Raw genomic sequence first — 243 nt, 5'->3', positions numbered from 1 at the left:
CGGGCTACTGGTCGCTGCTGATCGTCAACAAGGACAGCGACCTGAAGACGCTGGACGACGTGCTCAAGCGCCGCGGCCAGCTCAGCTACGGCGCGGGCGATCCCAATTCCACGTCCGGCACCGCCGTGCCTGGCTACTACCTGTGGGCCGCCAACAAGATCGAACCCAAGACCTTCTTCAAGACGGTGCGGTCGAGCAACCACGAAGCCAACCTGCTGTCGGTCATCAACAAGCAGGTGGACG

General features: G+C 63.0%; 1 protein-coding gene. It reads left to right on the top strand.

The genetic code is table 11. The annotated features are described in order from the left end of the window. Window positions 1–243 (top strand): PhnD/SsuA/transferrin family substrate-binding protein (locus SB751_RS34375; RefSeq protein ID WP_410749542.1); only part of this gene is annotated, 243 nt, incomplete at both ends.

The organism is Cupriavidus sp. SIMBA_020, from assembly GCF_046535395.1.
GTDB classification, from domain to species: domain Bacteria; phylum Pseudomonadota; class Gammaproteobacteria; order Burkholderiales; family Burkholderiaceae; genus Cupriavidus; species Cupriavidus campinensis.
Note: the sequence above shows the minus strand (reverse complement) of the source record. Positions and strands in the feature narration are given on the sequence as shown.